Genomic DNA, 24,157 nt, shown 5'->3' on the forward strand with positions numbered 1-24,157 from the left:
CGGAGACGCTGATATCAATCCTGCGAGTGCCCACACAGATTGTCTGATAAATTGTTAAAGAGCAGTGCGAACAGTGCGTTAGCGTCCTGTCGCGAGGTGGCGTATATTACGCTTTCCTCCTGCAGAGTCAACCTCTATTTCAGAAGTTTTTCTCCGGCGGCGCAGTCTCCTGTGCCTCCTGACCCGTTTTCCGTTTCCGGTTTGCCGTGTCAGTGGAGGCGCATTATAGGGAACGGCTCAGATAGCGCAAGTGCAAATTGAGACTTTTTTTCTGTTCGTCTGAAATTTGCACAAAAGCGCCGTTTTACCCCTTTTTAACGCGCGCCGGAAGCTCTGCCAGGCTATTAATCACCCAATCTGCTGCTGCTTCACCTTCAGCAGTGACCGGTTTGCCGCTGCGCACCAGTACTTTCTTGCCGACACCGGCAGCCTGCCCTGCCAGCATATCTTCCAGCTTGTCACCCACCATATAAGAAGCGGCCATATCAATATTCAGTTCTTCCTGCGCCGTCAGCAGCATACCCGGCTGAGGCTTGCGGCAGTCACAGGCCTGACGGAACTCTGCTACTGTTGCTTCAGGATGGTGAGGACAGAAATAGATGCCATCAAGATCAACATCGCGATCGGCCAGCGACCAGTCCATCCATTCTGTCAGCCGCATAAAGGTATCTTCAGTAAACATACCGCGCGCGATGCCAGACTGATTGGTCACGACCACCAGAGCAAAACCCATTGCCTTTAGTTGTTGCAGCGCTTCAATCGTGCCGTCAATAAACTGGAAGTCATCGATCTCATGGACATAGCCATTATCGACATTAAGGGTGCCATCACGATCAAGAAAAATAGCGGGGACTTTATTCGCCACGTAGAAACTCCTGCTGTAAAAATTGCCGATCAGTATCGCATGATTGCTATAAAAGGGAGAATGTCAGATTGAATCACTTCCATTGATTTAGACGTCTGGATGCCTTAACATCCATCCAGCTTTTATACCGAATAAAAGCGACGAGGCTTCCCACACCACGGACAACGCAACACGATAATAAATAACATAATGATTAAACTAGAAAATATCACCAAGGTGTTTCAGCAAGGCACGCGGTCTGTTCCGGCGTTAACGGATGTCAGCCTGCACGTGCCTGCCGGACAGATTTATGGCGTTATCGGTGCTTCCGGTGCCGGTAAAAGTACGTTGATTCGTTGCGTTAACCTGCTGGAGCGCCCTACTTCGGGCCGCGTACTGGTAGACGGTGCTGATTTAACCGCACTCAACGAACGTCAGTTAACCCAGGCGCGCCGCCAGATCGGCATGATCTTCCAGCACTTTAATCTGATGAACTCCCGTACCGTCGCGGGTAACGTCTCTCTTCCACTGGAACTCGGTAATCTCTCCCGCGCTCAGATCACGGCTCGCGTAACTGAGCTGCTGGAACTGGTGGGATTATCAGACAAGCATGATGCCTGGCCCGCCAATCTGTCGGGCGGACAGAAGCAGCGTGTCGCGATTGCCCGCGCCCTGGCCAGCAATCCCAAGGTTCTGCTGTGTGATGAAGCCACCAGCGCACTGGATCCCGCGACGACCCGCTCTATTCTGGAATTGCTTAAAGACATTAACCGCCGGCTTGGGCTGACGATTCTGCTGATCACTCATGAAATGGATGTAGTGAAACGCATCTGCGATCAGGTTGCGGTCATCAGTCACGGTGAACTGATTGAGAAAGATAGCGTCAGTGAGGTCTTCTCTCATCCTAAGACACCGCTGGCGCAGCAGTTTATTCAGTCTACGCTGCATCTGGATATTCCGGATGATTACCAGCAGCGCCTTTCTGCGACCGCCGCTGAAGGCACCGTGCCTCTGCTGCGGCTGGAATTCACCGGTAAATCGGTTGATGCGCCGCTGCTGTCTGAAGCTGCCCGCCGTTACAACGTGAATAACAACATTATCAGTGCCCAGATGGATTACGCCGGTGGCGTGAAGTTCGGCATTATGCTGGCCGAAATGCACGGCACAGAAAGCGATACCCGCGAGGCGATAGCCTGGCTGAAGGAGAATCATGTGAAAGTAGAGGTGTTAGGTTATGTCTGAAGCGATGATGTGGTTGCTGGGACGGGGCGTGTGGGAAACGCTGATGATGACCTTCGTCTCGGGCTTTTTCGGTTTTGTGCTGGGTCTGCCGGTCGGCGTTTTACTCTATGTCACCCGTCCGGGCCAGATTCTGCAGAATCAGGGACTTTATCGCGTGCTCTCCGCGCTGGTGAATATCTTCCGCTCCATTCCTTTCATTATCTTACTGGTCTGGATGATTCCTTTTACTCGCGTAATCGTCGGCACCTCAATCGGACTGCAGGCGGCCATCGTTCCGTTGACCGTTGGCGCGGCACCGTTTATCGCACGTATGGTTGAAAATGCCTTGCTGGAACTGCCAACCGGACTGATTGAAGCGTCACGAGCTATGGGCGCCACGCCAATGCAGATCATCCGTAAGGTTCTGCTGCCGGAAGCGATGCCTGGCCTGGTGAATGCTGCGACCATCACCCTGATTACCCTGGTTGGTTACTCCGCCATGGGTGGCGCGGTGGGTGCCGGTGGTCTGGGCCAGATCGGTTATCAGTATGGTTATATCGGATATAACGCCACTGTGATGAATACGGTATTGGTGTTGTTAGTGGTTTTGGTGTATCTCATTCAATTCTGTGGCGACCGCATCGTGCATGCGGTGTCCCATAAATAAGCCAGCAATATCACATTATTAAGAAGGAAAGGATATGTCTTTCAGATTCAAGAAAATTGCCGCTGTGGGTGCACTGATTGGCGCGATTGCGCTGGCAGGATGCGATCAAAAAGAGAAAGACCCTAACCACATCAAAGTGGGTGTGATTGTCGGTGCTGAGCAGCAGGTTGCTGAAGCAGCGCAGAAAGTTGCCAAAGAGAAATATGGTCTGGACGTTGAGCTGGTCACCTTCAACGATTACGTACTGCCGAATGAAGCGCTGAGCAAAGGCGATATCGACGTCAACGCTTTCCAGCACAAACCGTATCTGGATCAGCAGATCAAAGATCGTGGCTACAAGCTGGTTTCAGTGGGTAACTCCTTCGTCTACCCAATCGCGGGCTATTCGAAAAAGATTAAGTCACTGGATGAGCTGCAGGATGGCGCTCAGGTTGCCATTCCAAACGACCCGACCAACCTGGGCCGTACGCTGCTGCTGCTGCAGAAAGTGGGTCTGATCAAGCTGAAAGATGGCGTGGGCCTGCTGCCAACCTCGCTGGATATCACTGAAAACCCTAAGCATCTGAAAATTGTTGAGCTGGAAGCGCCGCAGCTGCCACGCTCACTGGACGATCAGCAGATCGCGCTGGCGGTTATCAACACCACCTACGCCAGCCAGATTGGCCTGACACCAGCCAAAGATGGTATTTTCGTCGAAGATAAAGATTCACCGTACGTGAACCTGATTGTGGCGCGCGAAGATAATAAAGATGCGGAAAACGTGAAGAAATTCGTCAAGGCTTACCAGTCTGACGAAGTCTACGATGCCGCTAACAAAGTCTTTAACGGCGGCGCGGTTAAAGGCTGGTAATTCAGCTGTTCATCTCCTTAAGGGCGGCGCTATGCCGCCCTTTCTGTTATTGGGTGCCCTGCCCGACTTGTTATTTATTCTTGTCCTTGTTTCAATAACGCCACTTTTTGAAACCTGAGGATGTTGCCATGCGTTTTTTACCGCTCTGCTTGTTAGCATTGATGCTGACAGGGTGTGTTCATGAGTATCACCCGATAAGCAGCGCACCGTCCCGGCCGCAGCAATCCAGTGAACCCACCCGCAAGCCTGTGTCACGACCGGCACCGGTTAAGCTCTATACTGATGCCGCCGATCTGGTCAGCAAGCCGTTCCGCGATCTGGGTGAAGTCTCCGCTGAAGATTGCCAGATGAGTAATCAGAACTCCCCAGCCAACATCGCTACTGCACGTAAACGCCTGCAGATCAAAGCGTCACAGATGAAAGCCAATGCGGTGCTGCTGCATCAGTGTGAAATCGTCACCGGCACGCCAGGCTGCTATCGTCAGGCGGTGTGTCAGGGTTCGGCACTGAAAGTCAGCAATCAATGAGTGAATTCGCCTTTGCGCAAATTGGGGTAATCCGCTCACCGTGGAAGGAGAAGTTTGCCGTACCGCGCCAGCCAGGGCTGGTGCAGGATGGCGGCGGCGAACTGCACCTGCAGCCACCTTACAATCAGCCGGAAGCGGTGCGTGGTCTGGAAGCGTTCAGCCACCTCTGGCTGCTGTTTGTCTTCCATCAGACGATGGAAGGTGGCTGGCGTCCCACGGTTCGCCCTCCCCGGCTCGGCGGCAATGCGCGCATGGGGGTATTTGCGACACGTTCAACGTTCCGTCCCAACCCCATTGGAATGTCGCTGGTTGAACTGAAAGGTATCAGGATTGAAAAACAGCAGGTGATCCTGCAGCTTGGCAGTCTGGATCTGGTGGATGGCACGCCGGTGGTGGATATCAAACCTTATCTGCCCTTTGCCGAAGCGCTGCCCCATGCCCAGGCGGGTTTTGCTCAGGCGGCCCCTGCGGCTGATATGCCGGTTCGCTTCTCTGCGCTGGCCCAACAGCAGCTTCACCAGCAGTCTCGCTACCCCAATCTGGCACGCTTTATCAGTGAGGTGCTCGCTCAGGATCCCCGTCCCGCTTATCGTCAGGGCGAAACGCAGGAACGGGAATATGCAGCCTGGCTGATGGATTTTAATGTACGCTGGCGCATTGACGATGCCGGTACGGAAGTGATCGCTATCGACCCGCGTTAAAACCCGCTTTTGAGCCAGTGATCTCACTGGTACACTAGCCGCCAGCAAAATTCTGTCTGTGACTTTCCGATCAACTGGAACCGTAATCAATGCGTACTACTCAATATCTGCTCTCTACTCAGAAAGAGACGCCTTCCGACGCTGAAGTGATCAGCCACCAGCTGATGCTGCGCGCCGGTATGATCCGCAAACTGGCTTCTGGCTTGTACACCTGGTTACCGACCGGGGTTCGCGTGCTGAAAAAAGTCGAAAACATCGTTCGTGAAGAGATGAACAATGCGGGCGCGGTTGAGATTTTAATGCCGGTTGTACAGCCCGCCGACCTGTGGCAGGAGAGCGGTCGCTGGGAGGAGTATGGCCCGGAACTGTTACGTATTGCAGATCGCCACGAGCGTCCGTTCGTGCTGGGTCCGACGCATGAAGAGGTGGTCACTGACCTGATCCGCAATGAGCTGAGCTCTTATAAGCAGCTGCCGCTCAACCTGTATCAGATTCAGACCAAATTCCGTGATGAGGTGCGTCCGCGCTTTGGCGTGATGCGTTCGCGCGAGTTCATCATGAAAGATGCTTACTCGTTCCACGTCTCCCAGGAGTCGCTGCAGGAAACGTATGACGCGATGTACCGCGCCTATAGCCAGATCTTCAGCCGCATGGGACTGGATTTTCGCGCCGTTCAGGCCGACACCGGCTCCATTGGCGGCAGTGCATCACATGAGTTCCAGGTCCTGGCGCAGAGCGGTGAAGATGATGTGATCTTCTCTACCGATTCTGATTACGCCGCCAACATTGAGCTGGCTGAAGCCGTCGCACCCGCCGGTGAACGTGCCGCGCCGTCGCAGGAGATGCAACTGGTTGAGACGCCAGACGCAAAAACCATCGCGGAACTGATTGAGCAATTCAGTGTGCCTGTTGAAAAGACAGTGAAAACGCTGATTGTTAAAGGTGCTGAAGAGAGCGGTCATGCGCTGGTTGCCCTGCTGGTACGCGGCGATCATCAGCTGAATGAGATCAAAGCAGAGAAGTCAGCTATCGTTGCGTCACCGCTGGTGTTCGCGACGGAAGAAGAGATTCGTGCCGCTGTCGGTGCCGGACCGGGTTCAATCGGGCCAGTAGGTCTGCAGATGCCGATCATTGCCGACCGCACCGTGGCGAAAATGAGTGACTTCAGCGCCGGTGCCAACGTCGATGGTAAGCACTACTTCGGTATTAACTGGGAGCGCGATCTGCCGCTGGCCAGCGTGGCAGATATCCGTAACGTGGTCGAAGGCGATTTAAGCCCGGATGGCAAAGGCACGCTGCAAATTAAACGCGGTATCGAAGTCGGTCACATCTTCCAGCTGGGTACCAAGTATTCTGACGCGCTGAAAGCCTCCGTTCAGGGTGAAGATGGCCGTAATCAGGTGATGAGCATGGGCTGCTACGGCATCGGCATCACCCGTGTGGTGGCGGCAGCCATTGAGCAGAACCATGACGATCGCGGCATCATCTGGCCAGCTGCACTGGCACCTTTCGAGGTTGCGATTCTGCCAATGAATATGCAGAAATCGTTCCGGGTTAAAGAGCTGGCGGAAGAGCTGTATGCCACCCTGCGTGCTAAAGGCGTTGAGGTTATTCTGGATGACCGTAAAGAGCGTCCGGGCGTGATGTTCGCTGATATGGAACTGATCGGTGTGCCACACACCATCGTCATTGGTGATCGCAATCTCGATAATCAGGAGATTGAGTACAAATCACGTCGTGCCGGTGAGAAGCAGATGATTAAGCAGGATGAAATTGTTGAATTCCTGCTGAAGGCTCTGAATAAGTAAGTTCTTAGCGTTAATCAAAGCGGGCTGAATCTGGCCGCAACAGATGAGCTCAACGCGAAGGGAACCGGGTCAGGAGAGGAAAGCGTCCCGCGCCAGGGACGGTGCGGGCCGAGCGGCCATGGATGGCTTTAGCGACTTTCCGATCTGACCCCGTTCCCTGAGCAGGCTCGATCTCTTCGCCGCTCGCCCCTGACGTTGTAAGTACTCAAACGCCCCGCCTGCGGGGCGTTTTTTATTGTACCTTGCCGCGCATCGATTTAGTTGAACTGCGGCGGGCTTTTCCTTCCAGACGGCGCTCTTTTGAGGCGCGGGTCGGCCGCGTGGCGCGCCGGGCTTTTTCCACGGTACTCAGCTCCTGGATCAGATTAACCAGACGTTGCAGCGCCGCTTCACGATTCATCTCCTGACTGCGATACTCCTGCGCCTTGATCACTACAACGCCATCACCGGTAATCAAATGATGAGTGGCGGTGAGCAGCCGCTCTTTATAAAACGCGGGCAGTGAAGAGGCAGCGATATCGAAGCGCAGATGAATGGCGGTGCTGGCTTTATTGACATGTTGTCCGCCTGCGCCCTGAGCACGAATCGCCGTCAGCTCAATCTCACTCTCCGGAATCTCAACCGAACGGGATAGCATAATCATAAGCTCGCTCCCCACACCTTAACCACGTTGACCTCCGATAACCTGTTCATCAAATTAACCTTTTGTGCTCTGATTTATTCCGCCTCAGACAGCGGAATCTGTCACTTTAGCAGTGATTCGCGCACTGTTCCTGCTTTACGCAGGCTGATTTCCTCTAAATGGCTATGATATAGTCGCCAGTTAACCAGAGTATTTACGCTCTGCCGAGGAGGGCCACGTGCAAAATTATTGTGAGTTAGTTCGCCGGAAGTATGCCGAAATCGGCAGCGGGGATTTAGGTTACATACCGGATGCGATTGGCTGCGTATTGAAGGCACTTAATGATGTTGCCGCAAATACTGAGCTAAACTCTTCTGTCAGGGAACAGGCGGCCTACGCCGCTGCTAACTTATTGGTGAGCGACTATGTTGATAAATGAAGCGTACCAACCTATCAATTGCGATGATTACGATAATCTGGAACTCGCCTGCCAGAACAACTGGATGCTGTCGCTGGAAATGAAAGATGGCGAGCAGCTTAAGGCAAAAGCCAAAGAGATCTTTTCACGTAAGAACGTTGAATATCTGGCTATCGATCTTTCCGGTGAACATCGCGAATTACGTCTCGACCATATCGCCAGCTTCACCCATCCCGAGTTGGGTACGGTGGTTGTCAGCGCAGAGTAACCTACGCATTCAGGGCGGGACCTTTCCGCCCTGTTAAACTTCAGGGCTGCAACGAACTGTAGTACGCCGCTAAATCCGCCATATCGCTGTCACTCAATCCCGCCACAAACGCCTTCATGACTTCAGCCTGACCGCCACTGCGTTCGCCCTTTTTATAGGCCTGCAGCGCATGTTCCAGATAAGGTGCGTGCTGCCCGGCCAGGTCAGGATAGAGCGGCACCGCCGCTTTTCCTGCTGCGCCATGACAGGCCATGCAACTGCCCGCTTTCTGTGCGCCGCGCTGCGCATCACCCGCTGCCCATGCCGGTAACACGGTGACCGCTAAACAGGCAATAAGCCACTGTTTCATTATTGTTGTTCTCCTGCGCCGCATGCTCCGTCCCAGACTATCTGCCAGCCCTGCTGATCAGTGGCCGCGCCATCACGGGTGACAAAAAGAGTCGGAACGCAGACCAGCGTCTGGTTATAAAAAATTAACGGCAGCCGTTCACGCTGCCACGGCGGTATCTGCAACTCCTGCCACAGTTTTTTCATTTCCCTTCCGCCACGACGGCCCACCAGATGGACATGACCCTGTGCGTGAAACCGCACGCTGACCTGCTCATCCGGCTCAGGATAGCGCAACAGGCTCTGCGACTGGCTGGCACGCAGCGTGCCAAGATTCTGCGGTAACGCCAGCGGCTGGCAGAGATTGGGCCATGCCAGCTCGGTGTCGCGCAGTGAACTGAACAACGGCAGCCAGTAGAGCTGCTGACGGTAACGACGAAGTTCAGCCTGACCGAATCGCAGCCGGGGCTGCGCATCCTCCCGGCTCGCCATCACTTCGTCGTGGATGCGTTTCAGCGCTTCACGGGACGGCATCGCCCCACCCTGTCCGGCGATCCAGCGCCGCAATAAGGCATTAGCACGCAGCTCACTCATGCCCATTAAGGGTGGAAAGTGCAGGCTGCCATCAGGCTGGATCAGCTCTGCCAGTTGCCCGGTGAGCAGTTCATCCAGCAACTGCTCCTGCTCACTGCACAACGCCGCACTGCGGGCCGTTGCCCCGGCAAAATGGGGCCAGCGCTGGTGAAGCTCAGGCAGCAGCCGCTGACGCAGAAAGTTGCGGTCGTAGCGAAGATCCTGATTGCTCTCATCTTCAATCCACGCCAGCTGATGCGCGTCGGCATAGGCTTCAAGCGACTGTCGCGTCTGATTCAGCAGCGGACGCACCAGCTGATGTGAACCCAGCGTGCGTGTAGCGGGCATCGCTGCCAGCCCGGCGGGACCACTGCCGCGCTTCAGCGCCAGCAGGAATGTTTCGCACTGATCGTCGAGGTGCTGCGCAGTGAGTAACACTTCGCCCGGCTGCAGTGCCGCACTCAGCGCCTGATAACGGGCGGTGCGGGCGGCCGCTTCAATGCCGTTTTCCCTGCCATCAACGTTAACGCGGAGCACTTCACAGGGCAGCTGCCACTGCGCGCAAATCGTCTGGCAATGGGTTGCCCAGCGATCGGCATTCGGGCTAAGCCCATGGTGAACATGCAGTGCCCGCAGGCGCAACTGAGGATGCTGCTGCTGCCAGCCGCGAAGCTGATGCAGCAGCACGGTTGAATCCAGTCCACCGCTGAATGCGACCACCAGGGCGGCATCAGGTTGCAACAGGTTGTCAAAAGCGGGCAAAGACATGGCAGAATCCAGAAAATCGGGCCACTGAATGTCGCCCGCTGAGCGCGCTATTTTACGCCTGATAAAGCTCCAGCGGCAAACCATCCGGATCGGCAAAGAAAGTGCATTGTTTACCGGTCAGGTCATCAATGCGAATCGGCTCGCAGATAACGCCTTTATCGGCCAGCGTCGCGACGGCAGCGGCAACATCTGGCACGGTAAAGGCCAGATGACGCAGGCCACACGCCTCGGGATGGCTGACTCGCGCCGGCGGCTCAGGAAAAGAGAACAGCTCAATGGTATAGCGATCCTGTAGGGCAAGGTCGCCTTTCCAGGAGTCCCGCGCTTCGCGGTAATATTCGCCCATCAGACGGAAACCCAGTACGTCACAATAGAATGCTTTGCTGCGCTGATAGTCAGAGGCGATGATGGCGATGTGGTGAATAGCGGTTAACTGCAACATGTTCAATTACCTGATTCGGGCAGGCTGTCCGCAGACACCCTGCCGCTGATAGTCGTTTAAAGGTTTATGCGAGGTCGTTTTTCAGCACGCGGACGCGATACTCGCCCTCTTCGGTCAGGCTGGCACCGTGAATATCCGTTTCGAAGCCCGGATAATGCCGTCCAATGCTGCACAGCATCAGCAGAAAATCGAGCACCGCGCGGCTCTTCTCAGTAATCATCTCGCCTGGCATCACCAGTGGAACGCCTGGCGGATAAGGCAGAATCATATTGGCTGACACCCGCCCGACCAGCTCGCTGAGTTCCACCGTTTCGATATTGCCCTTCACCTGCTGCTGAAATGCCTGATGCGGCGTCATCTTCATTTCGGGCAGGACATCAAATGCCTGCAGCATCAGACGCGGCAGATCGTGATGGCGGATCAGCTGATGGATCCCCTGCGCCAGTGTCTGAATGCGCATATTGCGATAGAAGTCAGGATCTTCGGCATAGAGATCCGGCAGCATGTTTTTCACCCGCAGATTAAGATCGTAGGCGCGTTTGAACTCGGTCAGTCCGCGCAGCACGCTCATCGCTTTGGTTTTGTCGATGCCGATGCTGAACAGAAACAGCAGGTTATAGGGGCCGGTTTTCTCCACCACGATGCCACGCTCATCCAGAAACTTCGCCACCAGCGCCGCCGGGATCCCCTCTTCCGCCATCTTCCCCAGTTCGCTCATGCCCGGCGTCAGAATGGTGACTTTGATCGGATCCAGGTACATGTGATCGCGATCGGCCTGAGTAAATCCGTGCCACTCTTCGTCGCCGGGCTGGATCGGCCAGCATTGCGCTTCATCAACATCTTCCGGCTGCCAGATATCAAAGAACCAGCTGTCGGACTCTTCGCGCAGGCGCTGGATCTCCCGACGGAAGTGCAGCGCGCGCTCCACCGAGCGATTGATCAGTCGTTTACCGGGATTGCCACGCAGCATGGCAGCAGCAGTTTCAATAGAGGAGACGATGGCGTAATTGGGCGAGGTGGTGGTGTGCATCATGTAGGCTTCGTTAAACGTCTGTTCGTCGTAGTCGCCCTTAATGTGAATCATTGATGCCTGCGAAAACGCCGCCAGCAGTTTGTGGGTCGATTGCGTCTCATACACCACTTTTCCCGGGATGCGGTCGCCACTCATGCCACTTTTACCGGCGTAGATCGGATGGAAATTGGTGTAAGGCACCCACGCTGAATCGAAATGAATCGACGGTACATCCAGTGTCTCTTTGATGTACTGGGTATTGTAGAGCAGCCCATCATAGGTGGAGTTGGTGATCACCGCATGAACCGGCCACGTGGCACGGTCGGTGGCAGCCACCTTGAGCGAAATACTCTCGCGGGTGAACTCCTGCTTCGGGATACCGCCGAGAATACCCAACGCATTGCGGGTCGGCTTCAGCCAGATGGGGATAAGATCGCTCATCATCAGCAGATGGGTCAGTGACTTGTGGCAGTTGCGATCGATCAGCACGGTGCTGCCCGCCGGTGCGGCATACATGCCGACAATTTTGTTCGACGTTGAGGTCCCGTTGGTCACCATGTAACTCTGCTCGGCACCAAAAGTGCGTGCAATGTACTCCTCCGCTTCAAGGTGCGGACCGGTGTGATCAAGCAGCGAACCCAGTTCGGTAACGGAAATTGAGATGTCCGATTTCAGGGTATTGGCCCCGAAGAAATCGTAGAACAGGCAGCCCACCGGGCTCTTCTGAAACGCGGTACCCGCCATATGGCCCGGCGTGCAGAAGGTGTACTTGCCCTCTTTCACATAGGTGAACAACGCTTTAGTCAGCGGCGGCGTAATGTGGTCGAGATAGTCATCGGTATATTGCCGGATATGCAGCGCGATATCGTCGGCGGCATTCAGCGCGTACTCAAAAAAGTGCAGCGGCATGCGCATCTCATTGACGCTGATATCCATCTGCGAGTGGGTGTTGATAAAGGCGTACAGCGGCAGGTATTCGTTGAGCTGATTAATCTCACCGCAGAGTTCCGGACTGTTGTGCGCGTCCCAGTCGAAGATGACGCCGCTGATACGCGGATTGTGCTCGATCAGTTTCAGCAGATCGTCACTGTTTTTCGGGTAAAGCAGCCTGAAGCCTTGCAGATTTAACGCCGCGTCGAGTTCGCGTAACGGTTCATCTTTATAAAACACGCCGTGCGCGCCCATGATCGCCAGAATATTCAATGCCCATCTCCCTGATTATTGTGGAACCGGACAAGCATAACCGCTAACCCGCGGAAGGTGTAGCAAGGCGGCTATCGGATGGCGCTGAAAGAGAGGGGAATAGCGTGCGGAGATAAACCGGCGGCATAAAAAAGCGGACCGGAGTCCGCTTTTATTGATGGGGCTAAATCAGGCGTAGCCGTAGCTCATCAGGCGCTGATAACGACGATCCAGCAGCTCTTCAGTGCTAAATCCATCGAGATCGGCCAGATCGGCCAGCAGCTGCTGCTTCAGTGACTGCGCCATATCAACCGGACGGCGATGCGCGCCACCCAGCGGCTCAGGGATCACCGAGTCAATCAGCTTCAGCTCTTTCAGACGGTGAGCGGTAATGCCCATCGCTTCAGCGGCCAGCGGCGCTTTGTCAGCGCTTTTCCACAGAATAGATGCACAGCCTTCCGGCGAGATCACTGAATAGGTGCTGTACTGCAGCATATTCACTTTGTCGCCCACGCCAATCGCCAGCGCACCACCTGAACCGCCCTCACCGATGACCGTACAGATCACCGGCACTTTCAGGCCAGACATTTCACGCAGGTTGCGGGCAATCGCTTCAGACTGCCCACGCTCTTCCGCGCCCACACCCGGATAGGCACCCGGTGTGTCGATGAAGGTGATGATTGGCATTTTGAAACGCTCAGCCATCTCCATCAGGCGCAGCGCTTTGCGATAACCTTCCGGTGCTGGCATGCCGAAGTTACGGCGAATTTTCTCTTTGGTTTCACGGCCTTTCTGGTGCCCGATGATCATCACCGGACGTCCATCAAGACGTGCAATCCCGCCCACAATCGCTTTGTCATCGGCATAAGCACGGTCGCCCGCCAGCTCATCGAAATCGTCGAAGGCGTTGCGCACGTAGTCAAAGGTGTAAGGACGCAAAGGATGACGCGCCAGCTGAGCGATTTGCCATGCGCCCAAATCGGCGAAGATCTTACGGGTCAGCTCAACGCTTTTCTCACGCAGACGCTGAACTTCTTCATCCAGATTAACGTGTTTATCATCCTGACGACCAATTGAGGTCAGCGAATCGATCTTCGCTTCCAGTTCTGCAATTGGCTGTTCAAAATCCAGGTAATTAAGACTCATAATGTTCCTGTTCTAGTCAAACTCCAGTTCCACCTGCTCCGATCCAATCAACGAGCGCAGATCGTTAAGTAAACGATCGCTGGGCGAAATTCGCCACGCTGCACCAAAGCGCAGCTTCGCTCGCGCGTCGGCTCTCTGATAGTAGAGATGCACCGGAATAGTCCCTGATCGATGAGGTTCCAGAGACTGACGGAGTCGGTTTAATAGCTGGTCATCAATTTGCCTGTCCGTCAGCGAGATAGCAAGTCCGCGCGCGTATTTTTCGCGAGCTTCGTCGATGTCCATGACTTCACGAGCGGTCATTTTAAGGCCACCACTGAAGTCATCAAAGCTGACTTGTCCGCTGACGATCAGAATTCGGTCTTTCTCCAGCAACTGCTGGTATTTATCTAACGCATCGGTAAATAACATCACCTCAAGACGACCGGAGCGATCGTCCAGAGTACAGATACCAATTCGGTTGCCGCGTTTGGTGACCATTACCCGTGCCGCGATCACCAGACCGGCCGCCACGGTAATTTTACCCCGATCGGTAGGATGCATATCTTTCAGCCGCACCCCGCCAACATAACGCTCAATTTCTTTCAGGTACTGATTAATCGGGTGGCCGGTAAGGTAAAGCCCCAGCGTTTCCCGTTCGCCATCCAGCTGCACCTGCTCAGGCCACGGCGTGACGCTGGCGTACGATTTCTCAACCTGCTCCGGCTCTTCCGCCAGTACGCCAAACATATCAGCCTGGCCAATCGCTTCCGCTTTCGCGTGCTGATCGGCCGCTTTTAACGCGTCACTGAGTGAACTCATCAGCGCAGCGCGATGCGGTCCAAGGCGATCAAAGGCCCCGGACATGATCAATTTTTCCATTACCCGACGGTTGATCTTTTTGGTGTCGGTACGGGCGCAGAGATCAAACAACTCGCGGAAATAACCGCCTTCGTTACGGGCGTCGATGATCGCTTCGATCGGGCCTTCACCGACGCCTTTGATCGCGCCGATACCGTAAACGATCTCGCCCGCGTCATTAACATGGAACTGATAGAGACCGGAGTTGATATCAGGCGGCAGAACTTTCAGTCCCATCCGCCAGCACTCATCGACCAGGCCAACCACTTTCTCGGTGTTATCCATATCGGCGGTCATGACCGCAGCCATAAACTCAGCCGGATAGTGCGCCTTCAGCCACAACGTCTGGTAGGAGACGAGTGCGTAGGCCGCAGAGTGTGACTTGTTAAAGCCATAACCTGCAAATTTTTCTACCAGATCGAAGATCTTCATCGACAGTTCCCCGTCGATGCCCATACTTTCGGCACCGTCGCGGAATACAGAACGCTGTTTGGCCATCTCCTCGGGTTTCTTTTTACCCATGGCGCGACGCAGCATATCCGCACCGCCCAGCGTGTAACCGGAGAGAACCTGGGCGATCTGCATCACCTGTTCCTGATAGAGGATGATGCCGTAGGTCGGTTCCAGCACCGGTTTCAGGCTTTCATGCTGCCACTGAATGTCGGGATAGGAGATCGCTTCACGGCCATGCTTACGGTCAATGAAGTTATCCACCATGCCGGACTGCAGTGGGCCAGGACGGAACAGCGCCACCAGTGCGATCATATCTTCGAAGCAGTCGGGCTTCAGACGCTTAATCAGATCTTTCATGCCGCGCGATTCAAGCTGGAACACCGCAGTGGTTTCCGAGCGCTGCAGCATATCGAAGCTTTTCTTATCGTCCAGCGGGATAGAGGCGATATCGATCGGCTCCAGCCCCTGCTTTTCCCTGCGCGGGTTGATCATCTTCAGCGCCCAGTCGATGATGGTCAGCGTACGCAGACCCAGGAAGTCGAACTTCACCAGGCCGGCATATTCCACATCATTTTTATCGAACTGAGTTACCGGGAACTGCCCATGCTCATCACAATAGAGCGGCGCAAAATCGGTGATCTTCGTTGGCGCAATGACCACGCCGCCCGCATGTTTACCGGCGTTACGCGTGACCCCTTCCAGCTTGCGCGCCATGTCGATCAGCGCTTTAACCTCTTCGTCCGCGTCATACATGGCGGGAAGCTGCGGTTCAGCAATAAAAGCTTTTTCCAGCGTCATGCCGGGATCGGGCGGGATCAGTTTTGAAATGCGGTCAACGAAGCCGTAAGGATGTCCCAGCACGCGGCCCACATCGCGAATGACCGCTTTCGCCGCCATGGTGCCGAAGGTAATAATCTGGGAAACCGCTTCACGTCCGTACATATCTGCAACGTGTTCGATCACCTGATCGCGCTTCTCCATGCAGAAGTCGACGTCGAAATCGGGCATCGAGACGCGTTCCGGGTTCAGGAAGCGTTCGAACAGCAGGTCAAATTCCAGCGGATCGATATCGGTGATTTTCAGCGCATAGGCCACCAGCGAACCGGCACCGGAACCACGCCCCGGCCCGACCGGCACGCCGTTGTCCTTGGACCACTGGATGAACTCCATTACGATCAGGAAGTAGCCGGGGAAACCCATCTGGTTAATAACGTTGAGTTCAATCTCCAGACGTTCATCATATTCCGGGCGTTTCTCAAGGCGTTCGGCTTCGTCCGGGAACAGGAACTCAAGACGCTCTTCCAGACCCTCACGGGATTTCACCACCAGATAATCTTCGGTGGTCATGTCACCGGTCGGGAACTGCGGCAGGAAGTACTCGCCAAGCCGGACCGTGACATTACAACGCTTAGCAATCTCTACGCTGTTTTCCAGCGCTTCCGGGATGTCCGAGAAGAGCTCGCACATCTCCTCTTCGCTGCGCATATATTGCTGAGGACTGTAGTTGCGCGGACGCTTGGGATCATCCAGCGTATAGCCATCATGAATGGCAACGCGAATTTCGTGCGCATCGAAATCTTCTGCATTGATAAAGCAGACTTCATTGGTGGCAACCACCGGTATTCCCTCTGCAATCGCCAGTTCAACTGCCGCATGCAGATAGCTCTCTTCGTCCTGACGGCCGGTACGAATCAGCTCCAGGTAGTAGCGATCGGGGAAATGTTGCTGGTAAAACGACAGGCATTGCGAAACCAGGGCATTGTTGCCGCGCAGCAGGCTGCGACCCACATCGCCACGCCGTCCGCCCGACAGCAGGATTAATCCTTCCTGCAATTCAATCAGCCAGTCGCGGTCGATGATCGGTCCGTCCACGCCATACCCACGCTGATAGGCACGGGAGATCAGCAGCGTCAGGTTCTGGTATCCGGTATTACTGGACGCCAGCACGGTAAGCTGTGTCAGCTCATCCCCCATCAGCTCACTGGCAACGTTGAAATCGGCACCAATGACCGGCTTTATCCCTGCGCTATGTGCGCCACCGTAAAATTTCACCAGGCCACAGAGGTTAGTGAAGTCGGTAATCGCGATAGCCGGCATGCCAAGGGCAGCCGCCTTCTTGATTAACGGCCCGGTTTTCGCCAGGCCATCAATCATCGAATAGTCACTGTGGACACGCAGATGTATAAAACGGGGTTCAGCCATATCAGTTTCCGGTTAAAACAGCGTCAGGCTATTAAAGCGTAAGGGTCTGGCGTGCAGCCAGTACTTCAGCATCGAGCAGCGCATTGCGAACGGGCGCAAAACTGCGACGGTGGTGCGGCGTGACGCCATACTGCGTCAGTTTTTCCATATGCAGCGCCGTCGGATAACCTTTGTGCTGCGCAAAACCATACTGCGGGAACAGCAGATCGAGTTCGGTCATCTCCTGGTCACGCGACACTTTGGCGATGATCGATGCTGCACTGATTTCGGCAACCAGACTATCCCCTTTAACTACCGCCTGTGAAGGCATTGGCAGTGCCGGGCAACGATTACCATCAATCAGCACATAATCGGGCTGAATGCCGAGGCCAGCTACGGCGCGCTGCATCGCCAGCATAGTGGCATGCAGAATGTTGAGCTGATCGATCTCTTCAGGCTCTGCGCGTCCCAGACTCCATGCCAGCGCTTTCTCTTTGATTTCGTCATACAACGCGAGGCGGCGCTTTTCAGACAGTTTCTTCGAGTCGGCCAGGCCGGTAATCGGGTTTGCCGGATCGAGGATCACCGCGGCAGTAACGACCGCGCCAACCAGCGGACCGCGCCCCACTTCGTCCACACCGGCAATCAGTCTGGCGACAGGATAGATAAAATCAGGCATTCACCAGCTCCAGTACCGCATCCGCTGCCTGCTCATCGGCGTTCCAGCGGATCTGTTGATGTAATTCATGAAACGTCTGCAGGAGTGTTTCTCGCTCAGGCCCGGCATGCAGCAGCGGATCTAATGCTGCGGCCAGGGCTTCAGGCTGACACTCATCCTGCAGTAACTCTTTGACCAGCTCACGCCCTGCCAGCAGGTTTGGCAGCGAGACGTAAGGGGTTTTGACCAGCCGTTTCGCCAGCCAGAAGGTGGCCGGCTTCATGCGATAACCGACGACCATCGGGCATTTTGCCAGCATACACTCCAGTGCGGCAGTGCCTGACGCCAGGAGTGCGGCATCGCTCGCAATCATCGCCTCACGTCCCTGACCATCAAGCAGATGCATCGGCAGTTCGGGGGCGGTTTCGGCTTTAATCTTCTCAAACTGTTCGCGGCGACGGGCGTTGACCAGCGGCACCACGATTTCCAGTGCCGGATAGTGACGACGCAGCAACTGAGCGGTTTTCAGAAAATCGGCGCTGAGCATTTCCACTTCCGCACCCCGGCTGCCGGGCAGCAAGGCCAGGCAGAGCGCATCATCGGCAATGCCCAGATGACGGCGTGCAGCCAGCTTATCGGGTTGCAGCGGCATGGCATCCGCCATGGTGTGACCGATAAAACGACAGGGAACGTTATAGCGATCGTAAAAAGCTTTTTCAAATGGCAGAAACGCCAGCACCAGGTCGGTGTTACGACCAATCTTAAAGACACGCTTTTGCCGCCATGCCCACACCGAGGGGCTGACATAGTGGATAGTGCGAATGCCAGTGCGTTTAAGATTGCCTTCCAGCGTGATATTGAAATCGGGCGCATCAATCCCGACAAAGACATCGGGTCGGAGTTCGGTAAAACGCCGGGTGAGATCGCGACGGATTGTCAGCAGGCGTCGAAGGCGACCGAGCACCTCGACAATGCCCATCACCGCCAGCTCTTCCATCTCATACCAGGCTTCACACCCTTCTGCCTGCATCAGGGGACCCGCCACGCCGACAAAGCGTGCATCCGGATGACGGGCTTTCAGGGCACGGATCAGACCTGCACCAAGAATATCGCCGGAGGTTTCTCCGGCGACCAGGGCAATCGTTAAGGGACGCGCTGACATGGATTAACGAATTAATCCACGGGTTGAACGGGTGAAGAAATCGTAGAAAGGTTGCACTTCGCTGTGCTGCTGTGCGATGGCTTCGATCTCCGGTTTCACTTCCTCCAGCGTTCTGCCGCTGCGATAGAGCAACTTGTAGGCGTTGCGGATAGCGTGCAACGACTCTTTGCTGAAGCCACGACGCTTGAGACCTTCGATATTGATCCCGAACGGCGTAGCGTGGTTGCCCTGCGCAATAACGTAAGGCGGCACATCCTGCGCCACGCCCGAACAGCCGCCAACCATCACGTGAGCACCGATGATGCACCACTGATGTACCGCTGTCATGCCGCCAATAATGGCGAAATCATCGACCGTCACGTGACCACCCAGGGTGGCGTTGTTGGCGAAGATACAGCGGTTGCCAATCACGCAGTCATGCGCGATGTGAGCATTAACCATCAGCAGATTATCGCTGCCCACTGTGGTGACCTGGCCACCCTGCGTGGTGCCGCGATGAATCGTCACGCTTTCACGGATGCGGTTACGATCACCGATCTCAACCCGTGTTGGCTCACCGGCATATTTCAGATCCTGATTCACTTCGCCAATTGAGGCGAACTGATAAATCTGATTATCTTTACCGATGCGCGTGTGGCCGTTCACCACAACATGTGACTTCAGTACCGTTCCTTCACCGATCTCAACATTCGCACCAATAAAGCAAAACGGGCCAATGTGAACGCGGGCGCCAATAATAGCGCCCTCTTCGATGACAGAACTGGGATGGATAGTGGCTGTTGGATCAATCACGAATTATGCCTCCCGGCTGCGGGCACACATCATGGTCGCTTCACAAACGATTTTCCCGTCGACAGTCGCTACGCCTTTAAAGCGGGTCAGACCACGGCGGGTTTTCTCGAAAGTGACTTCCATGATCATTTGGTCGCCTGGTACCACAGGGCGCTTGAAACGGGCACTGTCGATACCGGCAAAGTAGTAGAGTTCGCCTGGCTCCAGTTTACCTACGCTTTTAAACGCCAGAATACCGGTAGCCTGCGCCATCGCTTCCAGGATCAGAACGCCAGGAAAAATCGGTTTACCAGGGAAGTGCCCCTGGAAAAACGGTTCATTAACAGAAACGTTCTTCACTGCACGCAGGTATTTGTGCTCTTCAAATTCCAGCACGCGGTCTACCAGCAGAAACGGATAGCGGTGCGGCAGCAGCTCTAAAATCTCTTCAATTTTCAGAGTATGAGTTTCAGTAGTCAAAATACTCTTCCTGTCCTAAAAATCTGATGACATCAATAACACGGCCTGCACAGATCAAAATGATCTTCCGCAGGCCGCAAATAGGTTCTGTGGCGCCGGGCTTCCCTGCTTAACATTTTTATTATGAAAGCCGGTCAGTTTTGGGATGGCGGTTAGTCGTCTTTGCCGACCTTGCGCTCGATGGCTTTTAAGCGTTTGCTCATGTCATCGATGTTCATCACCAGCGCTGCAGTTTTGCGCCAGGTTTTGTTGGGTTGCAGCGGAATGCCTGATGAATAGACACCAGGCTCTGTGATAGGACGCATGACCATACCCATACCGGTCACCGTTACTTTGTCACAGATTTCCATATGGCCGTTAATGACGCTGGCACCGCCAATCATACAGTAACGCCCAATTTTCAAACTACCCGCCATGATCACACCGCCTGCAACCGCAGTATTGTCGCCAATAACTACGTTGTGAGCGATCTGGCACTGGTTGTCTATGATAACACCATTGCCGATCAGAGTGTTATCCAGCGCACCGCGATCGATAGTGGTGCAGGCACCTATTTCTACGCGATCGCCGATTATCACCGCGCCTAACTGCGGGATTTTCACCCAGTTACCACGATCGTTGGCATAGCCGAAACCATCAGAACCGATGACGGTACCTGACTGAATCAGGCAATCCTGACCGATTTCAATTTCGTGATAAACAGAGACGTTGGCCCAGAGACGGGTACCGCTGCCGATACGGGTTTTTTTGCCAACAAAACATCCTGCACCAATGACCACGTTATCGCCCAGCTCAACATCCGCTTCGATCACCGCATTGGCGCCAATGGCGACGTTGCTGCCGAGTCGGGCTGAGGGATCGATCACTGCACTGGGGGCAATATTTTGCGCTGGCTGTGGCGTGGTATCGAGTATTTGTGCCATACGCGCATAGGTCAGGTAGGGATCTTTCACCACCAGCGCTGCGGTATTGCACCACTCCAGATCCGCTTCCGTCAGCACCACGGCTGAGGCCTTAATCAGGGCGAGTTGCTCGCGGTAACGGCTGTTTGCAAGAAAAGTGATTTGGCCAGTTGTGGCGGATTGCATAGAAGCAATGCCGGAGATGACGATATCGCCATCTCCGTGCAATTCTGCATCCAACTGCTGGGCTAAATCAGCCAGTCGAATAGATGACATGAATTATTTAACCTGTTTCAGCACGTCAGCAGTGATGTCTTTTGCGTTTGACGCATAAGCCACCGCGTTAGCGTCGATCACGACGTCGTAACCATCGCTGTCAGCGACTTTCTTCACGGCATCCTGAATACGGCTCAGCAGCTTGTTACGCTCTTCCATCTGACGACGGCGATTATCCTGCTCAAAAGACTGGGCTTTTGTAGAGAAAGCTTCACGCTGAGACATGACATCTTTTTCCATACGGCTGCGTTCGCTCGCCTTCATGGTAGAACCGTCACGCTGCAGACGCTGCATTTTGGTTTGCAGATCGCGCTCCTGGCTCTGCAACTCAGTTGCACGGCCTTTGAACTCGTTTTCCAGCTGTTTAGCAACAGTCGCACGTTGCGGTAACTGTTGGAAAATGCTGGACACGTTTACCACTGCAATTTTGTCGGCAGCCTGAACACCAGCGGAGACCGCTAAAGCAAGACCCAGACCTGCGGCACACAACAACTTTTTCACTATAAACTCCTTACCATCAACGTTTGTGTCAGCGACACAGTGTTTGCCCCGGAACAGCAACAGGTGCTGTCCGGCAGCAATACTTCAGCTATGCATCCATGCTCAGAACATTACCAGGTTTTACCAATGTTAAACTGGAACTGCTCTGACTTGTCTCCATCGACTTTCTTCATCGGCTGGGCGTAAGAGAACACCAGCGGGCCGAGCGGTGACATCCACTGTAGCGCAACACCGCTGGATACACGGATATTGTTTGGATCGCTGTAGTCAGGAATGCCCGCCGCACGCGTTTCCGCGGTATTTTCCCAATGGGTATCCCACGCTGTACCGGCATCGACAAACACCGAGGTACGAACCGAGTTAGCATACTTCTCGCTCAGGAACGGCGTTGGCGTAATCAGCTCAAGGCTGGCAATCGCCATGGCGTTACCGCCCACCGCATCGTCAGACTTACAGACGCCATTTGGATCGGCGATTCGGCAGTTCGACGAGTTGTTATTTAAGTAGGCTGCTTTCGGTCCAATGGTGTTGGACTGGAAGCCGCGCACGGTGCTTGAACCACCGGCGTAGAAGTTCTCGTAGAACGGCATCTCTTTGCCGTCGAGACCATCGCCATAACCTACGCGACCACGGCCTAACAGCACCCAGGTACGATCCTGGTTAATCGGCACATACTGCTGAGTATCCAGCGTGGCCTTATAGAAGCTGTTATCCGAGCCCGGAATCGTCACCTTACCGTTCAGGTTGGTACGGTTACCGGACGTCGGGAAGAAGCCGCGGTCAAGGGTGTTATAAGTCCAGCCGTAGTTAAAGGTGAAGTCATCTGCTGAGAAATCACCTTCATCATTGAGCTGCTGCGGCTTGCCGACCGAGTCAAGATAACGCCACATCGCCACCTGAGGCTGCATGTTTGACAGGTCATTGTGGACATAGCCCAGACCGACACGCAGGGTGTTGTTTTCGTTAACCGGGAAGCCAAGCGTGCCATCCAGACCATAACTTTTGTTGGTATAGTCAGAAAGGTCCGCGTTATCTGCTTTAAAGTCGTTGTAGAACAGACGACCACCCAGACTGACACCATCAACGGTAAAGTAAGGGTCAGTCAGCGAGAATTCAGCATAGGTCTGGTAATCGTTCTTGGTCCCGCTGATGCCCACGGTATTACCGGTGCCCAGCCAGTTATCCTGCGTGACGCCGACCTGGAAGCTCACACCACTTTCGGTGCCGTAGCCGACGCCGAAGTTAAAGGTACCGGTGTTACGCTCTTTAACCTTGTAGACCACGTCAACCTGGTCCGGCGAACCTGGCACACGCTGAGTATCCACATCAACGGTTTCAAAGTAACCGGTACGGTTCAGACGCTCTTTACCCTGTTCAACCAGATCGCTGCCCAGCCACGCGCCTTCCATCTGACGCATTTCGCGACGTAACACGGAGTCTTTCGACGTGTCATTGCCTTCGAAACGGACGTTACGGACATAATAACGGTTACCTGCATCCACATTGATATGCAGTTTTACGGTTTTGTCGGCGTCGTTGATTTCTGGCTGTGTTGCCACGCGCGGATAGGCATAGCCGTAGCGGCCCAGCAGTTTCTTGATGTCATCTTCCATTTTCGTGACTTTGGCGCCGTTATAAAGCTCGCCTGCCGGAATCTTGGTCAGATGTTCAATTTCTGCTGAATGGCCCGCCATGCTGCCATTGACGATCACGCCAGCGATTTTGTACTGGTCACCTTCGGTGATGTTCACCGTGATGTAGATGCCTTTTTTATCAGGCGTCAGACTGACCTGCGTTGAATCGATGTTAAAGCGTGCGTAGCCACGATCCAGATAGAAGCTGCGCAGGGTTTCAAGGTCACCCGCCAGTTTCTGCTTCTGATATTTACGATCGCCGACCACGTTCCACCATGGCACTTCATCGCGCAGCTGGAAGCGGGAAATCAGCTCATCGGAGCTAAAGGCTTTATTACCGACGATGTTGATCTGCTGAATTTTTGCAGAGACACCTTCAGTAAAGACCAGCTTCAGATCCACACGGTTACGCGGCAGTGGCGTGACCACGGCTTTCACGTTGGCGGTATATTTACCTACGCTGTAGTAGAAATCCTCAAGTCCCTTCTCGATAGAGGAGATGGTGGTACGGTCCAGCGCTTCGCCGACACGGACACCTGAGGCTTCCAGATTTTGTTTGAGCTGATCCTCTTTCACCGCTTTGTTACCGGTGAAGGTAATGCTGGCAATGGTAGGACGTTCTTTGACCTGGACAATCAGCGTTGTACCGTCTCGCAGGACCTGAACATCCTCAAAGTTGCCAGTAGCGAACAGCGAGCGAATGGTATTTCTGACATCATCGTCATTCACCGTATCGCCAACCCGTACTGGCATGCTCAGCAGAGCCGCGCCGACGGCGACTCGCTGCAGCCCTTCGAAATGAATATCCTTCACTACGAAATCGTCTGCACCGTAAACGGTGGCGCTGCTAAACAGCAGCGACGCTATGAGCAACTTTTTCATCGCCATCGTTGTTATGCGTTTTCCTAACACATCCCTCGAAT

Annotated in this window: 23 protein-coding genes; 8 read left to right on the forward strand and 15 right to left on the reverse strand. The window is 54.5% G+C overall.

Annotated elements, in window-relative coordinates; all coding sequences use genetic code 11:
- Nucleotides 1–304: 304 nt before the first annotated feature.
- Complete coding sequence (gene gmhB, locus HFD87_RS13175) at nucleotides 305–865, reverse strand: D-glycero-beta-D-manno-heptose 1,7-bisphosphate 7-phosphatase (protein WP_064691120.1); 561 nt, start codon at nucleotides 863–865, stop codon at nucleotides 305–307.
- 189 nt (nucleotides 866–1,054) lie between these two features.
- Between gmhB and metN the strand changes: the two genes are divergently transcribed.
- The 6 genes from metN (at nucleotide 1,055) to proS (ending at nucleotide 6,618) form a co-directional block, all read left to right on the forward strand.
- Complete coding sequence (gene metN / locus HFD87_RS13180; RefSeq protein ID WP_010254188.1) at nucleotides 1,055–2,086, forward strand: methionine ABC transporter ATP-binding protein MetN; 1,032 nt, start codon at nucleotides 1,055–1,057, stop codon at nucleotides 2,084–2,086.
- Nucleotides 2,079–2,732, forward strand: coding sequence for a methionine ABC transporter permease MetI (locus HFD87_RS13185; RefSeq protein WP_003852613.1), 654 nt, complete (start codon nucleotides 2,079–2,081; stop codon nucleotides 2,730–2,732). The genes metN and HFD87_RS13185 overlap by 8 nt, the downstream gene beginning before the upstream one ends.
- A gap of 34 nt (nucleotides 2,733–2,766) precedes the next feature.
- Nucleotides 2,767–3,582 carry a MetQ/NlpA family lipoprotein gene (locus tag HFD87_RS13190; protein ID WP_010254184.1) on the forward strand — a complete coding sequence of 272 codons (816 nt, stop codon included), beginning with the start codon at nucleotides 2,767–2,769 and terminating at the stop codon, nucleotides 3,580–3,582.
- 128 nt (nucleotides 3,583–3,710) lie between these two features.
- Nucleotides 3,711–4,109 carry an Rcs stress response system protein RcsF gene (gene rcsF / locus HFD87_RS13195; RefSeq protein ID WP_010254182.1) on the forward strand — a complete coding sequence of 133 codons (399 nt, stop codon included), beginning with the start codon at nucleotides 3,711–3,713 and terminating at the stop codon, nucleotides 4,107–4,109.
- Nucleotides 4,106–4,810 carry a tRNA (N6-threonylcarbamoyladenosine(37)-N6)-methyltransferase TrmO gene (gene tsaA, locus HFD87_RS13200; protein ID WP_167423539.1) on the forward strand — a complete coding sequence of 235 codons (705 nt, stop codon included), beginning with the start codon at nucleotides 4,106–4,108 and terminating at the stop codon, nucleotides 4,808–4,810. Before rcsF ends, tsaA begins: the two co-directional genes overlap by 4 nt.
- A gap of 89 nt (nucleotides 4,811–4,899) precedes the next feature.
- A complete protein-coding gene (proS, locus tag HFD87_RS13205; protein ID WP_167423540.1) occupies nucleotides 4,900–6,618 on the forward strand; it encodes a proline--tRNA ligase in 1,719 nt (572 codons plus the stop codon).
- A gap of 232 nt (nucleotides 6,619–6,850) precedes the next feature.
- Here the strand turns inward: proS and arfB are convergent, their stop codons facing one another.
- The gene (gene arfB / locus HFD87_RS13210; protein WP_010254175.1) at nucleotides 6,851–7,261 is read right to left on the reverse strand and encodes an alternative ribosome rescue aminoacyl-tRNA hydrolase ArfB; all 411 of its coding nucleotides are present in this window, start codon (nucleotides 7,259–7,261) and stop codon (nucleotides 6,851–6,853) included.
- Nucleotides 7,262–7,478: 217 nt separating this feature from the next.
- On the opposite strand from arfB, the gene HFD87_RS13215 reads away from it, so the two are divergent.
- Nucleotides 7,479–7,679, forward strand: coding sequence for a YaeP family protein (locus HFD87_RS13215; protein ID WP_167423541.1), 201 nt, complete (start codon nucleotides 7,479–7,481; stop codon nucleotides 7,677–7,679).
- Nucleotides 7,666–7,926, forward strand: a complete 261-nt coding sequence (rof, locus tag HFD87_RS13220; protein WP_010254167.1) for a Rho-binding antiterminator — start codon at nucleotides 7,666–7,668, stop codon at nucleotides 7,924–7,926. Before HFD87_RS13215 ends, rof begins: the two co-directional genes overlap by 14 nt.
- Before the next feature lie 40 nt (nucleotides 7,927–7,966).
- Here the strand turns inward: rof and HFD87_RS13225 are convergent, their stop codons facing one another.
- From HFD87_RS13225 to bamA, 13 genes are all read right to left on the reverse strand, one after another.
- On the reverse strand, nucleotides 7,967–8,275 hold the full coding sequence (locus tag HFD87_RS13225; RefSeq protein WP_010254164.1) for a cytochrome c: 309 nt from the start codon (nucleotides 8,273–8,275) through the stop codon (nucleotides 7,967–7,969).
- Nucleotides 8,275–9,594 (reverse strand): tRNA lysidine(34) synthetase TilS, encoded by a 1,320-nt coding sequence (tilS, locus tag HFD87_RS13230; RefSeq protein ID WP_167423542.1) that lies wholly within the window; start codon nucleotides 9,592–9,594, stop codon nucleotides 8,275–8,277. Before tilS ends, HFD87_RS13225 begins: the two co-directional genes overlap by 1 nt.
- A 52-nt stretch (nucleotides 9,595–9,646) precedes the next feature.
- On the reverse strand, nucleotides 9,647–10,036 hold the full coding sequence (locus HFD87_RS13235; RefSeq protein ID WP_010671867.1) for a VOC family protein: 390 nt from the start codon (nucleotides 10,034–10,036) through the stop codon (nucleotides 9,647–9,649).
- A 64-nt stretch (nucleotides 10,037–10,100) separates the two neighbouring features.
- The gene (locus HFD87_RS13240; protein ID WP_167423543.1) at nucleotides 10,101–12,251 is read right to left on the reverse strand and encodes a lysine decarboxylase LdcC; all 2,151 of its coding nucleotides are present in this window, start codon (nucleotides 12,249–12,251) and stop codon (nucleotides 10,101–10,103) included.
- A 168-nt stretch (nucleotides 12,252–12,419) separates the two neighbouring features.
- Complete coding sequence (accA, locus tag HFD87_RS13245; RefSeq protein ID WP_010254150.1) at nucleotides 12,420–13,376, reverse strand: acetyl-CoA carboxylase carboxyl transferase subunit alpha; 957 nt, start codon at nucleotides 13,374–13,376, stop codon at nucleotides 12,420–12,422.
- 12 nt (nucleotides 13,377–13,388) lie between these two features.
- A complete protein-coding gene (dnaE, locus tag HFD87_RS13250) occupies nucleotides 13,389–16,871 on the reverse strand; it encodes a DNA polymerase III subunit alpha (RefSeq protein WP_033756640.1) in 3,483 nt (1,160 codons plus the stop codon).
- A gap of 31 nt (nucleotides 16,872–16,902) precedes the next feature.
- Nucleotides 16,903–17,529 (reverse strand): ribonuclease HII, encoded by a 627-nt coding sequence (rnhB, locus tag HFD87_RS13255; RefSeq protein WP_022625455.1) that lies wholly within the window; start codon nucleotides 17,527–17,529, stop codon nucleotides 16,903–16,905.
- The gene (lpxB, locus tag HFD87_RS13260) at nucleotides 17,522–18,670 is read right to left on the reverse strand and encodes a lipid-A-disaccharide synthase (RefSeq protein WP_010254138.1); all 1,149 of its coding nucleotides are present in this window, start codon (nucleotides 18,668–18,670) and stop codon (nucleotides 17,522–17,524) included. The genes rnhB and lpxB overlap by 8 nt, the downstream gene beginning before the upstream one ends.
- A gap of 3 nt (nucleotides 18,671–18,673) precedes the next feature.
- Nucleotides 18,674–19,462, reverse strand: coding sequence for an acyl-ACP--UDP-N-acetylglucosamine O-acyltransferase (gene lpxA / locus HFD87_RS13265; protein ID WP_010254134.1), 789 nt, complete (start codon nucleotides 19,460–19,462; stop codon nucleotides 18,674–18,676).
- A gap of 3 nt (nucleotides 19,463–19,465) precedes the next feature.
- Nucleotides 19,466–19,921: a 3-hydroxyacyl-ACP dehydratase FabZ gene (gene fabZ / locus HFD87_RS13270; protein WP_003852639.1), complete on the reverse strand. Its 456-nt coding sequence runs from the start codon at nucleotides 19,919–19,921 to the stop codon at nucleotides 19,466–19,468.
- 152 nt (nucleotides 19,922–20,073) lie between these two features.
- On the reverse strand, nucleotides 20,074–21,099 hold the full coding sequence (lpxD, locus tag HFD87_RS13275; protein WP_010254128.1) for a UDP-3-O-(3-hydroxymyristoyl)glucosamine N-acyltransferase: 1,026 nt from the start codon (nucleotides 21,097–21,099) through the stop codon (nucleotides 20,074–20,076).
- A 3-nt stretch (nucleotides 21,100–21,102) separates the two neighbouring features.
- Nucleotides 21,103–21,600: a molecular chaperone Skp gene (skp, locus tag HFD87_RS13280; protein WP_010254125.1), complete on the reverse strand. Its 498-nt coding sequence runs from the start codon at nucleotides 21,598–21,600 to the stop codon at nucleotides 21,103–21,105.
- Between the two features lie 110 nt (nucleotides 21,601–21,710).
- Nucleotides 21,711–24,122, reverse strand: coding sequence for an outer membrane protein assembly factor BamA (gene bamA / locus HFD87_RS13285; protein WP_010254119.1), 2,412 nt, complete (start codon nucleotides 24,120–24,122; stop codon nucleotides 21,711–21,713).
- Nucleotides 24,123–24,157 lie beyond the last annotated feature (35 nt).

The sequence above is a fragment of the Pantoea sp. EKM21T genome, from assembly GCF_011800405.1.
GTDB lineage: Bacteria > Pseudomonadota > Gammaproteobacteria > Enterobacterales > Enterobacteriaceae > Pantoea > Pantoea agglomerans.

What these genes read in the sequence shown, in the direction of transcription:
- metN (WP_010254188.1), top strand. Translation starts at nt 1,055, where the DNA reads ATGATTAAACTAGAAAATATCACCAAGGTGTTTCAGCAAGGCACGCGG.
- HFD87_RS13185 (WP_003852613.1), top strand. Translation starts at nt 2,079, where the DNA reads ATGTCTGAAGCGATGATGTGGTTGCTGGGACGGGGCGTGTGGGAAACG.
- HFD87_RS13190 (WP_010254184.1), top strand. Translation starts at nt 2,767, where the DNA reads ATGTCTTTCAGATTCAAGAAAATTGCCGCTGTGGGTGCACTGATTGGC.
- rcsF (WP_010254182.1), top strand. Translation starts at nt 3,711, where the DNA reads ATGCGTTTTTTACCGCTCTGCTTGTTAGCATTGATGCTGACAGGGTGT.
- tsaA (WP_167423539.1), top strand. Translation starts at nt 4,106, where the DNA reads ATGAGTGAATTCGCCTTTGCGCAAATTGGGGTAATCCGCTCACCGTGG.
- proS (WP_167423540.1), top strand. Translation starts at nt 4,900, where the DNA reads ATGCGTACTACTCAATATCTGCTCTCTACTCAGAAAGAGACGCCTTCC.
- arfB (WP_010254175.1), bottom strand. Translation starts at nt 7,261, where the DNA reads ATGATTATGCTATCCCGTTCGGTTGAGATTCCGGAGAGTGAGATTGAG.
- rof (WP_010254167.1), top strand. Translation starts at nt 7,666, where the DNA reads ATGTTGATAAATGAAGCGTACCAACCTATCAATTGCGATGATTACGAT.
- HFD87_RS13225 (WP_010254164.1), bottom strand. Translation starts at nt 8,275, where the DNA reads ATGAAACAGTGGCTTATTGCCTGTTTAGCGGTCACCGTGTTACCGGCA.
- tilS (WP_167423542.1), bottom strand. Translation starts at nt 9,594, where the DNA reads ATGTCTTTGCCCGCTTTTGACAACCTGTTGCAACCTGATGCCGCCCTG.
- HFD87_RS13235 (WP_010671867.1), bottom strand. Translation starts at nt 10,036, where the DNA reads ATGTTGCAGTTAACCGCTATTCACCACATCGCCATCATCGCCTCTGAC.
- accA (WP_010254150.1), bottom strand. Translation starts at nt 13,376, where the DNA reads ATGAGTCTTAATTACCTGGATTTTGAACAGCCAATTGCAGAACTGGAA.
- dnaE (WP_033756640.1), bottom strand. Translation starts at nt 16,871, where the DNA reads ATGGCTGAACCCCGTTTTATACATCTGCGTGTCCACAGTGACTATTCG.
- rnhB (WP_022625455.1), bottom strand. Translation starts at nt 17,529, where the DNA reads ATGCCTGATTTTATCTATCCTGTCGCCAGACTGATTGCCGGTGTGGAC.
- lpxB (WP_010254138.1), bottom strand. Translation starts at nt 18,670, where the DNA reads ATGTCAGCGCGTCCCTTAACGATTGCCCTGGTCGCCGGAGAAACCTCC.
- lpxD (WP_010254128.1), bottom strand. Translation starts at nt 21,099, where the DNA reads ATGTCATCTATTCGACTGGCTGATTTAGCCCAGCAGTTGGATGCAGAA.
- bamA (WP_010254119.1), bottom strand. Translation starts at nt 24,122, where the DNA reads ATGGCGATGAAAAAGTTGCTCATAGCGTCGCTGCTGTTTAGCAGCGCC.